Origin of the sequence: Castellaniella sp., from assembly GCF_049650445.1 — a bacterium.
Lineage (GTDB): Bacteria > Pseudomonadota > Gammaproteobacteria > Burkholderiales > Burkholderiaceae_B > Castellaniella.
On sequence record NZ_JBASAD010000016.1, the window covers coordinates 1 to 12,196 of the forward strand.

Below are 12,196 nucleotides of genomic sequence, written 5' to 3' on the forward strand. Positions count from 1 at the left end.
ACGGCACCAAGCTGAACCCCATGCCGTCATCGAGCATCGCGTAGCGCCCGCTGGCGAGCATGACAGAGCGCCGGTAAATGCCGGCCACGCGCTGCCCGTCGGCTACCGGTCGATGCTCCAGTCCGATATCGGCGGCAATGTCCTTCGCGGCCTGCGTCAGTTCCCGATCGCGCAGTGTGCCTAGCAGGTTGCGCACCAGAATCACGCGCTGCCCGCGCCGCTGGGCCAGTCCCTGTTCTTCGAGAAAGTCGGCACGCCGCTGCAAAGCTAACTTGGCCTCACCGCCGAAGCCCAGGTCGCCTAGTCCTTTACCGCCGCCGATCAGTTGCTGATCGAGCCAGGTGGGACCAATGACACGGGCCTGCCGCCCTATGGACAGGTGTGATTTTAGCTTCACCGCCACACCACCCAGGCGCTGCGCGTCGTACCGGCGGCCACGTTCGGGCAAATCGTTCGGCACCTTCCATAGCCCCTCGGCCACCCGCTCCACGATGCCAGCCCGGCGCAATGCTTCCAGGCGCCGGACATAGGCGGCGACAACCTCCTTTGGGTCGCGGCCCGGCTTGGCCCGGCCCTGCTCAATCGCCAGGTGATGATCGCTGCGGTACAGACCATCGCTTACCAGCGCGACAATGTTGCGGTCTGCGGCGCGTTCGTCGGCGGAACTCTTCACCTCCACTATGGCTCCGGTCGGATAGTTCGCCAATTCATCGCGGGCGTTAAGCGTGACGTAATGCGCCTTGCCGTCCACGCCGTCGATGACCAGATAGCCCCGGTCGCACAATTCATCGGCCAACCCCTTGGCGGCGACGCACCCGAGGATGGCTCGGCCATCCTCGCCCGGCTCGAACACTGCTAGGTCCCGCGATTGGCCGCTCATGACCCGCTGCATGGTGCGGATGATGTCGCCACGCTCACCTAGCGCACGCAAGGTCTTTTCGGCATCGGCATGAATGGCCCAGGTTCCGGGCTGAGTCTCCTCGACCAGCCCCATGCGCTGCAAGCGTTGCAGGCGGCCAATCAGCAGCAGACGCTGGGCTTTTGCGTCACCATGAAGGGCTGAAAACCTTCTTTCCGTAGTTCCGTCAGAACCGCCGCCGTGGGGATGTAGCTATAGCGTTCTGAACGGCTTTCGTGTGGGGCATCGGCATAGATGGACGGAACCACGGCCCTGATCTGGTCGTCCGATAGCTGCCGGTCGCTGCGCAGCACCGGGGAAAGGGAACCGAAGCGGGATGCAAGCATGGGATTTCTCCTGACAAAGAAAGGGGTTTGCTGTTCACCGCACACCGGATTCCAAGATTCGGAAGCCCAAGGGTTTCGAGCTGTTGTTGTGCGGTCGGCACGAAGAACCCGGTTGGCCTCGTTGCCACCGTCTTTCCTGAGTTCGTCGCCCGCGACGGTCAGGAGCCCACGAACGTGGGCCGTCAAGGAAACAAGCGACAGGTTGGTGCGGCCCGCAGGCGTAGCCGAGGACACGGCCTGGCGCGCCTTGACGACACGCGGCCACGGGCTACAGTCGCGGACAAGGTGATGAAGTCAGGAAAGATGGCTAGGCAGGCAACGGCCCGGTCTTACGGTGTCGCCTGCACGCAAGCGCAAGCGCGCAGGCCCGAAGCTGCGAAGCCGGGCCGGAGGCGTCAGGGATGCGCAAGGCTGGCGAAGGCCAGTCCCGCCAGGGATGAGCGGGGAGCGAACCTGGAGCAGCGCGGTGCGCGAAGCGCAGACGCCATGGTTTGATTACCCAATGAATTTCGAAAGCGACAACACTATTTTGTTTGTTTTTGATACATTCTTAGATGATACTGCGATCATTAACACCAGGAGACGGTCAGGAGCGATCAACGGCCTCCTAAAAAGGTGCATTCCCAGAGGAGAAGATAAACAATGAGTTTGGAAGACAAACTGTCTGGATGGACAGGCCCTTCGAGTAACACTGAGCAGGAAAAACAGGATAGGACGGAGCGGATGATTCGCCAAGCGATAGACTCACACGAACCATTCAACAATTGCTCATTAACAGTTTACGCGAAAGGTTCTTATGCTAATAATACAAACGTGCGCTCAGATAGCGATGTCGATATAGCTGTGGAATGTACAGAAGCTCTATATTGGGAAGAGAGCGAAAAAGGAATTCATACGCCGAGCGGAACATATCAGGGGATTTGGACCCCTGAAAAGCTGAGAGCTGAGCTTCTTTCTGCGATGCGAGCAAAATTTCTTGGCCAAGTTGATTCCACGGGATCTACCGCCATACAAATAAACTCCAACTCTGCTCGCGTAGATGCTGATGTCGTCCCGTGTTTTAGCTACCGATACTACATGGAGAATGGATCGAGAAATGGGACAAAAATCTTCAAGACGGATGGTAGCAGTATCGTCAACTATCCCGCCCAGCAGTTAGAGAACGGAAAAACCAAGAACAATCGCACCAATTATGCATATAAAAAGGGCGTGCGCCTATTAAAGCGCACTGAAAATGCCATGGCAAAAGATGGGAAATTTCGCGAATTACCATCCTTTTTTATTGAGTGCTTAACCTACAACTGTCCGGACAGTGCATTTGCCCACTCAACATGGACAGGATGTCTCCGAACGATGCTTATTCATATCTGGAATAACCTTCAAGGTGATGAGCCTACCTCTGATCGTTGGGTCGAATCAAATGAATGCTTTTACCTGTTCCACTCCAATCAAAAATGGAATCGTGAAGATGGACGTGAGTTTGCGAAAGCGGCTTGGAACTACTTTGGATTCAAATAATGCGTAATGCTACACTTAAAAGCTCGCTGTATCTTCTGGTCGGTATTTCAGCGGCTGCTTGGTTTTCCCTTGCTTATTTTGGCGGACTTGATCTATCAAAGATAAAAGATTTTTTAGGGCTTATTCCGAAAGTGGTAAGTATCGATCTTTTGGTGGTGGCATGGTTCGTCAAATGGGGATGGAAGCTTAAGGTGTTTAGAGGATGGCTTGTTCCATTTCCAAATCTGAACGGAAGCTGGGTAGGTTCAATATACTCAGACTGGAAAAACCCACAGACAGGCGAAAAGCCACCGCCCATACCTGTCATGCTAACGGTGAACCAGTCCTTCTTTCATATTAGCTGCGTGATGCGCACAAGTGAAATGGAAAGTTCGTCGTATGCGGAAGGATTTCTTATTGACCCTGATCGGCAAATTAAAAACCTAGCCTATTCATACACCAGCAAGCCTAGGCTAAGTTTGAACGAGCGAAGTATGCCCCATGATGGAACAGCAGCTTTCAAGATCATTGAAAATCCCCGTAAAAAATTAATCGGCAGGTATTGGACTGAAAGATTGACCAAGGGAGAAATATCGCTTCGGTATTATTCAGAAGAAATGCTTGAGGACCTTCCCGATGATTTGGATGATCATCCGGTAACGGAAAATGAAAACCGACGCTAGGGCAAGTGCGCGCAGCCCTTGAGTGCCAGCAACGGAAAATACCAGGAGGAAAGTAAAGCAGTCTTCCAACATCAGCATCACACATGGTTCTTGCGTATTCGGACGAGCTTCTATTCCCCCCGCATGAAAGGCCACCGCACCCCTTAACCAAAAGATACAGCCGACCATGAAATCACCAAAAGAATCTCAGTATGATGTCACCGAAACTGCAGTCAGAAAAACAGCTGACCTCGGTGCCAAAATCGCATTGAGTTTTATCCCTGGCGCATCTACGGCCTATGAGTTAGCAAAGCTAGGCGTGACCCAAGCACAGGCCTATATAGAACAAAAGCAGAATCAGCGTATAGTGGATTTTCACGCCATGCTTATCAAGCATGACGAGTATTGGAATCAGGACATGGCCGACGCCTGCATTGAAGCCGCCGATTACCACTTGCTGTTGAGCGCGTGCGTCCAAGATCTGGAAGACGAAAAAACAGAACTCTATGCAGCCCTTGCAAAGAATGCGGCTCTGCGCCGTATCACACCGCAAGACATTCGTTTTTTTACCCTGTCGCTACGTGAACTATCGCTAAATGACGTCAAGGAAATGCAAGTCGCCTACATTGCAAGCAAGTATCCATTGATCCCTCCATCTGGCGCTGGCAACTATAAGAAAGACCTGTCGCTTGAGCGGGCGTCAGACCATCAAGTCTATGGGCGTAAATTGATGGAGCAGCGCGGATTCGTCAAAAACGATATTCTTAGCGGCTATGGCGAACGGTTCATTGCGGCCTGCCATCTTCCCGATCAGCTCATACCCGGCGCAATCGGCATGAAAGAGTGGAACAATCCAAACTCCCCCTTGCTCCTCCTATGTTATGAAATCGGGGACACCTACATCACGACATTCAGCGATAGGCTTTCCCAAAACCTAAGAACACAAGGTTATGCAACAACGGGATTGGTCGCGATCACCAGAGAGAAGGCTATTCCTTTTATTCGGTATAGTCTGCTAATTTTCAAAGACAAGCCTGAATTCATCGTTGAGCATATTCGCTTCATCGAAAAAACACTGAAAAAAGGCTCCATCGCCTTACAGTTATCGAAGGATTTTCCGCCGGAGCTTGAGCCTGTGCGTCATCTTTTTGCACATGTGCTGCCCGTCGAGGACCCCGATCCGCGACACGCAGCAGATATAGTTGCGCAGCTAATTGCCTCGGATGAAACGACTGGCGAACTGGTCACTGGACAGACAACTTAGCAGGCCTTTGGATCAGGTACTGTATTTGGAACGCTTTCACCCTGGGAAAGCAGCACCGTTAAAAAAATCGGCTACTCGTATTGAAGAGCGACTCTGGCGAAGAGCAACTCTGGCGCACAACCATTCCACCAGGAGGTCGAATGAAAAGGAACTGGGACATCATCCGTGATGTACTAATTGAAGTTGAAGCACTGGACAGTGCAAAATTCGAGACAATTCAGTATGGCCCAGCCAGTGAAAGTGATGAACCGGAAAAGGATGCCCACGGCATCCTGCTTTGGAAAGCAGGACTCATTGAAGGTGCCGATGCCAGTTGCATGGACGGGGATGCTGTCCTGGCGCAAGGGTTGACTTGGCCAGGACACGATTTACTGGAGACAATCCGAAGCAAGGCCGTATGGGAACGTATCAAGGCCACTGCACAGGAAAAAGGTATTGAGTTGACATTCGATGCTGTGAAGGCTCTGGGGAAAGCAGCATTGGCAGCGATCATCGGTGGATAGCCAGTCCAAATAGGCGCCGAGACCTCTAATCTGTTACAGCAAGCCGCGCTCGGCAAATGATACCGTTTGCTCGGACGGAATTGCCTGGAACCGTGTTCAGCACGGCGTAGCGCAAGCAGTCATGGGTCGCAGACGGCCAGCTGGCCGCAAGCGTCCCGGCACGCACAGCCCTTTACTGATGCGTTCGCCGTGATACGGTGAAGGGGATAGCATGACCGCCATCCCTCCACCAGCAGATAGTGCAGATTGGGGTTGGCAAGCGCAGCGCGCCCGAATGCTCAAAGCACAAGGTGTCTGTCCCACGTAACCCTATGATTAGGCTTGCATCTTTACCTTGACCTCTCATCCGAAAGCGAGTACTCTTGTGCTTAGGTAGATGTACCGGGGCCTGCAAAGGCGTCTATCTGCCCCCTGGAAACAGGGTTCAGCCGTGCTGATATTGAAGAGCACCCGCGAAACGAAGCGCCGCCTATGCGGCGCTTCGCCTTTTCCGGCACCTGTTTAGCTACCGACGATGGTGGCTGGGGTCGCGCAGCGGCTCTCCCCGGAACACTTTGGCCGCTATCACCTGAAAGCGTATCCTGCCCTTGCGGTCGTGCGGAGCACCGGGACCCGGCGTGCCAGGGGCGCGAACATAGGCGCTTTCCACCACCATGCGCAGCGCATGCTTGTCGTGTCGGCGCAACCGAAAGTAGATTTCATAGTCCACTTCCCGGCCTTGGTCGTCGATCGCCCGGATGACCAGCCAGTTTCCTTGCCCAGTGAAGTTGCAAAAGTGCCCATCCAGTGTTCGCACCAACGCCGGCAGCGACAGCGACCAGCGGTAGCGGTCGAAGCAGAAGGCCCGCGCGACCTGCCGATGATCGAGTATCCGTCGATCCTGCCCCAAGGCATCAAAATCAAGAATTTCGCTTTCCTTCGGGCCGAAAGACACGCAATGCGAGGTGAACTCAACTTCGATGCGCAGTGTCAGGGCTGGGAAGCGGGCCGTCGCGGCGATGGCGAGTTCGAAGGTCGGCCCGCGCATATGCGAAAGATCGTAGCGCTGACCACCCACCTCAATGAAACCTTGCCTGATGCAGTTCACCCACCTCATGACACGGTCGCCCCGTTACCCACAAGAATCATGCCATTTCTTCCGCTGTTTCGGAGTCAACAGCCGCGACATGCTCTCCAACATCCGACGCAGGCATGGCGTCCGGTGTAGCGCGCCGCGCGGTTTCTTCTGCGGCGGCATTACCGATGAAATCCGCCACGGTCTGCCAGCCCGCGCGCAACTGCGCCTCACCTTTGCCGACGTAGTGGCCCAGTGTCACGTCGCCATTGGTGGCGTGGTTAATCATCCGCTTGAGCACACCGCCGGATACCAGTTCTTCGGCAATCGTAGTGAAGGTCGCCCGCATGTCATGGCCCTGAACAGTCGTCCCCGCCTGTTTGTTGATCCAGGCCAGTGTCTTGCGGGTATCCGTAATCGGAAACAAGGGTTCTTCGGGCTCGCGCCCTTCGCATGCTTCCTTTGCAATCGCCAATGCTTCCCGCGATAACAGCAACAGGTGGTTGCTGCGGTTCTTGGTGTCAATCAGTAGGATCCGACCGGTTTCAAGGTTCACGTCTCGAACCCTGATAGGCTCGTAGTCGTATTTCTTCTCACCAAGGATCTCGACGCCACGACAACCAGTCAGCAGTTGGAAACGGTAGTAGTTCGCGGCCACCCGACGTGGACTGGCGCACGCTGCCAACCACCAGGCCCCCAGCTTCTCGGCAGGAATCGGTTTGGGGTCGCCCCGTGGCGGTGCCAGCACAATACGGTTGCGGCCAGCCGTTTCCTGGCTCAGCGGGTTGTCTTCGATCTTGATGCCTTGCCAGCGCAGAACTGCACGTAAAACCTGCATGGCATAGTCAGCCCGTCGCTTGGAGCGAGCAAGCAGTTTTGTGTAGGTGTCCTTGATGTCCTTGGCCGAGATCGTGGACAACGGCTTATCAGCCAGGGCCATTAGCTCCCCGTCCGCGAATTTTTTGCCATTGTTGGCAATCTTGCCTGGCTCGACCATTTTGGTGTATTCGGACTTGGTTCGAGCCTTGAGGGGCAAGCCATCCTTGGCCCGCCGCTTTTCTTCAACATATTCGCGCAAAGCTTCGGCAAACGTCTGACCATCCGTGGACGCCTGCGTCTCCCGAGCCTGTGCTTCAGCTTGCAAACGTGCTTCTTCTTCAGCGGGCCAATCAACCCCCGCACGGGCAAGCGCACGGATGCGCTGCGCCTCTGCTCTTGCGTCGGCCAGCTTGATTTGCCCGGCCCCATTGCCATACTCTTGCGGGAGGCGGTACTGGCGAACAGCGCTGGTGCCTTGTACGGTATAACGGACCAGAAGGGTTTTTACCCCATCCGGGGCTACCCGCAATTGAAGGCCACGATCTATCGCCATCTTGTAAGGCTGATCCTTGGGTTTCAGAGCATCAACGGCTCGGCTTGTGAGCAGGGTCATGACAAGTGTCTCTCAGGATTTCCATTCGGCGACTCAGGCTGTCTGGGGGCAACTTCTACCCAACTCGTGTCCCGCTGGTGTCCCAAAAATACTGCGCTTCATTGAAAGCACATGAGAACACTTGAACTAAAATACGTCAATATCCATTTGATATTAAAGAGTATATTTTATCTCACTGCATCTCGTTTGATCTCACAAAATACGGTATTCAAGGCATCATAATCCGCAGGTCCCCTGTTCGAATCAGGGATGCGCCACCAAGAATTATCAAGGGCCTAGGTGAAAACCTAGGCCCTTTTTCTTGCCCGCATCATGCCGGGTATTAGACAGTGTCTAATATTCCGCGGCCACGGCTCGCCACAGTTCACGCCTGTCCGGCCCATTCCAACACCAAAACGCGATGCGACTCTATACTCGCCCTAGAGCACATCTATAAAAATTACGTGAGAGACAGAATGTTAAGGCGCTGTTTCATATCCCTGTCGGCCATGATTGCAGCAGTCGCTCTCCCTATGGCTGCAAACGCCCAGGAGCCCGGTTTTTTTATCGGTCTGGACACCTCGATTGGGATCGCGCACGGAGCATCGGGCACGGACAACGGCGGCGGATTTGGAGGCGGGGGGATTGTGGAGAACGTCAAGTTCGGGACGACGACCGGTATCGGCGTTCATGCTGGCTACAAATTCGACCGCCACCTATCGGGGTTCTTAAGCTATCAGCACGTTCGAGGCAACATTGATTGGGACGCGCGTTTCCCACAATTTGCACAGACAACGAATTTTTCTGGGACTGCCACCAGCAATGCAATTCTGGTGAATGTAGCTTATGACTGGTTGCCGTCAGATGCCACGACTATCAGGGCGACAGCAGGCGTTGGCGCTACATTCAACAAGCTGTCCGGGGTCACTGAGAAGTTTGGAGGCGCCTTTGTTTCTGATGTCGAAGACCATACCGAGACCAGCCCCATCGCGCAGATTGGCGCGTCAATCCAACACTACATCACGCCGAAAACCGCGCTGGGGCTGAACGCCACCGTCGCTTACACAGGCGGATTCAGGACCGGATCGACAAGAACGGGAAATCTGGGAAGAACAGACATCAATCCATACAAAATCGACAACGTATGGCGTGCCAGCCTGGGCGTTTACTTGCAAACCAGGTTTTAGCGGCGCACCGACGGCACACCTCGCTCCCAGCCCGCTCTGCCTTCCTTTTGGGGCGCGCCAGACACCTTAGCGCGCCACAATGCGATCCAGGCGTTCACCAAAGCGGGTCACCCAGAAGTCGATTAGCTCATGCACCTGATCGGCTGAGGGCGGAGTGGTTCTACCGGCAACTGTCGCGCCGCTTTCGCGGCCATCGATGGTGGCCCCCAGCAGCCGGCCAGATGTGCTGTCCAGCGCCTCGCCCTCAATGGACATCCGCAGCATGCGCGGACTCGTGTCGGTGGCCATCCGTGCAGCATTGAACAGCGCCTTCGCCGGAACCAAGTCGGTCACTTTGAACTGCGGCGCAACCTGAGTCGCCCCCACCACCGCCACCCGCAGGCGCACCACGCCAGGCCCGGCGGCTTTGACAATTTTGTATTGTCGGGCCCGCAGCATAGCCGTCATTTGCGACGTGTAATAGTCGGACAGATCCTTCAGGCGCGCGGTATCGAGCGCCTGGTAGCCCTGGGCGGTATTTATGATGAATGACAGATCCTCGATGAGGAAACTGCGGTACTCCCCCGGGCGCAGATCTGGCGAGGTGTAGTACCGAAACCCAGGATCCCTCGGATCAGACGCCAGTACGCTGTAGTCATGCAGAAAGCCCGACTGGGCCTCGGCAGGAGCTCGTGATGGCTGCGTTGCGGCACAAGCGGTCAGCAGAGCCAAGAACGCCCCTGCGGCGAGTATTTTCATCATATCCCCCCATCTTCGTTTATTTTTATAGCAAACCCCTTGAAATTTAAATGGGATAACCGGAGATGTCAACGCATGGCGGTGGCGCCGCCCTGACGCGGGATGCGGCAAACGCCCACGCATAGGGAAACGGTCCGCCTGATCCCTCGCCCATGGAATATGCGAAGGGCCAGAGTCGCCGCTGGCGCGGCACAATCACACCCAACAAGTTCGAATCGGGGATGCGCCACCAGAACTCCCCTGATGAGTCAGGAGATGAGACCACCCGAGGCGGTGGTTTTTGATTGCCTGTGGCTTGATGGCAGCCCGACTTGCCCACCCTCATGCGGAACGCTACTCTACGCGATTGGCCGGCGCCCCGGCCCCACCCACCGCACCAGAGTCTCATGAGCACGGCAGCGTCACCGCAAAGCAGCATACGGGCCGGCATCGGCTGCATCCTGGTCGGCATCTTCAGCCTGACCCTCAGCGACGGCCTGGCCAAGTGGCTGGGCGCTTTCTATTCACCCATCCAGCTTCTTTTTCTGCGCGCGCTCATCGCCCTGCCCCTGATCACAACGGTCGTACTGTGCCTGGGCGGGCACCGGGCGCTGCGCACCCGACACATCGGCGTGCATCTGCTGCGCGGCGCTCTCAACGTCGTTTCCGCCGCCTGCTTTTACCTGGGCCTGACGATGCTGCCGCTGGCCGAAACCACCGCCATCGCATTCTGTGCGCCGCTGTTCGTGACCGCCATTTCCGTGGTTTTCCTCGGTGAAAAAGTCTCGACAGGCGGCTGGCTGGCCATATTTGTCGGGTTCGCCGGCGTCATGGTCATCGTCCGGCCCAGCTCGGGCAGCATGCAATGGGCCGCCCTGCTGCCGCTGGCCACCGCACTCGGCTACGCCGTCATGATGGTCAGTGCCAAACGCATCAATGCCCGCGAAAGCATGTTCACGACGATGTTCTACATCGTCTTCGGACAGTTGGTCTTCGCCAGCCTGCCGCTGGCCTTCGTCTGGAAACCGGTCGAGTGGGCACATCTGCCGGGTTTCATCGGCATCGCCATCTGCAGCACGGCGGGGCTCGGACTGATCACCCAGGCGTTCCGCATCGCCCCCGCATCGGCCGTGGCGCCGTTCGACTATTTCGGCCTGATCTCGGCAGGCTTGCTCGGCTGGTTTTTCTGGAATGAAATACCCGATATCTGGTTTTACGTCGGCGCGCTGACGATCGCCGCCAGCGGCATCTACGTGGCTCTGTCCAACGAGCGCCGAAAATAAAAAGGCGGTGGCCGCGCCGTCTCCCCGAAAATGAGCGCAAACGGCCGCCCATACCCATTACGCCCGCCTCGTGCTAACTTAATCGAACGCACCGTCATTCCTCCACTCACAGGACGCGCACCATGAAATCGAACGTCACTCGCCTCATCGCCCTCGCCACCATGGCCGGCGCCGCCACCGTCATGATTTCAGGCTGCTCCGTGGCCCGCAAACAGGAAACCGTCGGCCAGTACATCGACGGCTCGGCCGTCACGGCCGAGGTCAAGGCCAAGCTGGCCAATGATCCCAACACCTCCGCCACGAACATCAACGTCAAGACCATCGACGCGGGCGTGGTGCAGCTCTCGGGCTTCGCCAAATCCGAGCGTGAAAAAGAACGGGCGGGCGAACTGGCCCGATCGGTCAAGGGCGTCACCCAGGTGCACAACAATCTCGTCGTCAAACCGTGAGACAATGCGGGCGCCATGACTGATGCCCGCCCTGACCTCGACGATCCACTCGCCACGCGGACCCCGCCCGAGGTCCAGACCGAGGCGGCCGATCTGGCTCGGGACGCATTCACCCGGGCCTTTCGTCACGCGGCGTCGGATTCGTCCGTCTTTCCGCTGGATGCGTTGCGCACGCAGTGCCTGGACTGGGTCCGCGCCGACCCGGACACCGGGACGCGCGCTGTACGGATGGCGCTGCTGCTGACCGGGTTGGATCAATGGGGACTGGCATACAGCCAGGCCTTTGGCATCCAGGCCATCCCGCCGCTGACCGCGCTGATCGGCGCCTTGCGCACCGGACTGCCCCCAGAGGACGACGCCCGCTTCCTGCAGCAGTTCGAAGGGCTCGATGCCACCGAGGCCGCTGCCATCGACTTCAAGGTCGCACTGCGCCGTCAAATCCATCTGGCGCTGTGGCACGCCATGGCCGCCGGCGCCAGCCTGGAGGCGGTCGAACCCGTGATCCAGACCCTGGGCGGCCAATTGCTGGCCCTGGACGCCGGAATGCCGGAACTGGGCTGGCGCCTGGTTGCGGACACGCTGGCCCACATCCAGATACGCCTGCTGGAAGACCCCGGCGCCACCGCCCTGACGCAATCCGGCACGCAATGCCTGTTCGCCTCGCTGCGCCAGGCGTGGCCCAAAGAACGCCACGACCGCATCATGGCGCAGGCCACCCAGGCGGTGCTGACCTGGCAACAGGCCCGTCGCCCTCCCGCCGGCTGACAGCCGCCAAAGCGGCCGGCGCCCTCCGGCCAGGGCTTTCCGCAAGAGACAAAGCACCGCTGTTCTATTACATTTGACGGGCGGCCCCCTCTCATCCAGTTTCGCTCGCTATGTTCCCGGTTTTCCGTCTCCGCGTCCCCAACTCTCGGAAGGCCGCTC

11 protein-coding genes and 2 pseudogenes are annotated in these 12,196 nt (G+C 57.1%); 8 read left to right on the forward strand and 5 right to left on the reverse strand.

What is annotated here, in order from left to right; all coding sequences use genetic code 11:
- Positions 1-1,039: pseudogene (locus tag WA983_RS04410) on the reverse strand (DUF3363 domain-containing protein); the annotation flags it as partial.
- 2 nt (positions 1,040-1,041) lie between these two features.
- A pseudogene (locus WA983_RS04415) lies at positions 1,042-1,245 on the reverse strand (DUF932 domain-containing protein); the annotation flags it as partial.
- 642 nt (positions 1,246-1,887) lie between these two features.
- Between WA983_RS04415 and WA983_RS04420 the strand changes: the two are divergent.
- The 4 genes from WA983_RS04420 (at position 1,888) to WA983_RS04435 (ending at position 5,171) form a co-directional block, all read left to right on the forward strand.
- Positions 1,888-2,763 carry a hypothetical protein gene (locus tag WA983_RS04420; protein WP_424311643.1) on the forward strand — a complete coding sequence of 292 codons (876 nt, stop codon included), beginning with the start codon at positions 1,888-1,890 and terminating at the stop codon, positions 2,761-2,763.
- The gene (locus WA983_RS04425) at positions 2,763-3,425 is read left to right on the forward strand and encodes a hypothetical protein (RefSeq protein WP_424311644.1); all 663 of its coding nucleotides are present in this window, start codon (positions 2,763-2,765) and stop codon (positions 3,423-3,425) included. The genes WA983_RS04420 and WA983_RS04425 overlap by 1 nt, the downstream gene beginning before the upstream one ends.
- Before the next feature lie 166 nt (positions 3,426-3,591).
- Positions 3,592-4,668, forward strand: a complete 1,077-nt coding sequence (locus tag WA983_RS04430) for a hypothetical protein (protein ID WP_424311645.1) — start codon at positions 3,592-3,594, stop codon at positions 4,666-4,668.
- Between the two features lie 140 nt (positions 4,669-4,808).
- Complete coding sequence (locus tag WA983_RS04435) at positions 4,809-5,171, forward strand: DUF2513 domain-containing protein (protein WP_424311646.1); 363 nt, start codon at positions 4,809-4,811, stop codon at positions 5,169-5,171.
- A gap of 505 nt (positions 5,172-5,676) precedes the next feature.
- Here the strand turns inward: WA983_RS04435 and WA983_RS04440 are convergent.
- A complete protein-coding gene (locus WA983_RS04440) occupies positions 5,677-6,267 on the reverse strand; it encodes a hypothetical protein (RefSeq protein ID WP_424311648.1) in 591 nt (196 codons plus the stop codon).
- A gap of 28 nt (positions 6,268-6,295) precedes the next feature.
- On the reverse strand, positions 6,296-7,657 hold the full coding sequence (locus tag WA983_RS04445) for a tyrosine-type recombinase/integrase (protein ID WP_424311649.1): 1,362 nt from the start codon (positions 7,655-7,657) through the stop codon (positions 6,296-6,298).
- Between the two features lie 512 nt (positions 7,658-8,169).
- On the opposite strand from WA983_RS04445, the gene WA983_RS04450 reads away from it, so the two are divergent.
- Positions 8,170-8,823, forward strand: a complete 654-nt coding sequence (locus WA983_RS04450) for a hypothetical protein (protein WP_424311650.1) — start codon at positions 8,170-8,172, stop codon at positions 8,821-8,823.
- A 66-nt stretch (positions 8,824-8,889) separates the two neighbouring features.
- Here WA983_RS04450 and WA983_RS04455 read toward each other — a convergent pair whose 3' ends face one another.
- Positions 8,890-9,564, reverse strand: coding sequence for a DUF3313 domain-containing protein (locus WA983_RS04455; RefSeq protein ID WP_424311652.1), 675 nt, complete (start codon positions 9,562-9,564; stop codon positions 8,890-8,892).
- A 383-nt stretch (positions 9,565-9,947) separates the two neighbouring features.
- Between WA983_RS04455 and WA983_RS04460 the strand changes: the two genes are divergently transcribed.
- The 3 genes from WA983_RS04460 (at position 9,948) to WA983_RS04470 (ending at position 12,037) form a co-directional block, all read left to right on the forward strand.
- Entirely contained in the window at positions 9,948-10,823 is an 876-nt protein-coding gene (locus WA983_RS04460; RefSeq protein WP_424311653.1) for a DMT family transporter, read from the forward strand.
- Between the two features lie 122 nt (positions 10,824-10,945).
- Positions 10,946-11,272 carry a BON domain-containing protein gene (locus WA983_RS04465; RefSeq protein WP_424311654.1) on the forward strand — a complete coding sequence of 109 codons (327 nt, stop codon included), beginning with the start codon at positions 10,946-10,948 and terminating at the stop codon, positions 11,270-11,272.
- 15 nt (positions 11,273-11,287) lie between these two features.
- Positions 11,288-12,037, forward strand: a complete 750-nt coding sequence (locus tag WA983_RS04470; protein ID WP_424311655.1) for a hypothetical protein — start codon at positions 11,288-11,290, stop codon at positions 12,035-12,037.
- The last annotated feature ends 159 nt before the right edge of the window (positions 12,038-12,196 follow it).

Excerpts from the sequence above, each read along its gene's own strand:
- WA983_RS04465 (WP_424311654.1), top strand. The coding sequence starts at position 10,946 with ATGAAATCGAACGTCACTCGCCTCATCGCCCTCGCCACCATGGCCGGC.
- WA983_RS04450 (WP_424311650.1), top strand. The coding sequence starts at position 8,170 with ATGGCTGCAAACGCCCAGGAGCCCGGTTTTTTTATCGGTCTGGACACC.
- WA983_RS04420 (WP_424311643.1), top strand. The coding sequence starts at position 1,888 with ATGAGTTTGGAAGACAAACTGTCTGGATGGACAGGCCCTTCGAGTAAC.
- WA983_RS04455 (WP_424311652.1), bottom strand. The coding sequence starts at position 9,564 with ATGATGAAAATACTCGCCGCAGGGGCGTTCTTGGCTCTGCTGACCGCT.
- WA983_RS04470 (WP_424311655.1), top strand. The coding sequence starts at position 11,288 with ATGACTGATGCCCGCCCTGACCTCGACGATCCACTCGCCACGCGGACC.
- WA983_RS04435 (WP_424311646.1), top strand. The coding sequence starts at position 4,809 with ATGAAAAGGAACTGGGACATCATCCGTGATGTACTAATTGAAGTTGAA.
- WA983_RS04430 (WP_424311645.1), top strand. The coding sequence starts at position 3,592 with ATGAAATCACCAAAAGAATCTCAGTATGATGTCACCGAAACTGCAGTC.
- WA983_RS04460 (WP_424311653.1), top strand. The coding sequence starts at position 9,948 with ATGAGCACGGCAGCGTCACCGCAAAGCAGCATACGGGCCGGCATCGGC.
- WA983_RS04445 (WP_424311649.1), bottom strand. The coding sequence starts at position 7,657 with ATGACCCTGCTCACAAGCCGAGCCGTTGATGCTCTGAAACCCAAGGAT.
- WA983_RS04425 (WP_424311644.1), top strand. The coding sequence starts at position 2,763 with ATGCGTAATGCTACACTTAAAAGCTCGCTGTATCTTCTGGTCGGTATT.
- WA983_RS04440 (WP_424311648.1), bottom strand. The coding sequence starts at position 6,267 with ATGAGGTGGGTGAACTGCATCAGGCAAGGTTTCATTGAGGTGGGTGGT.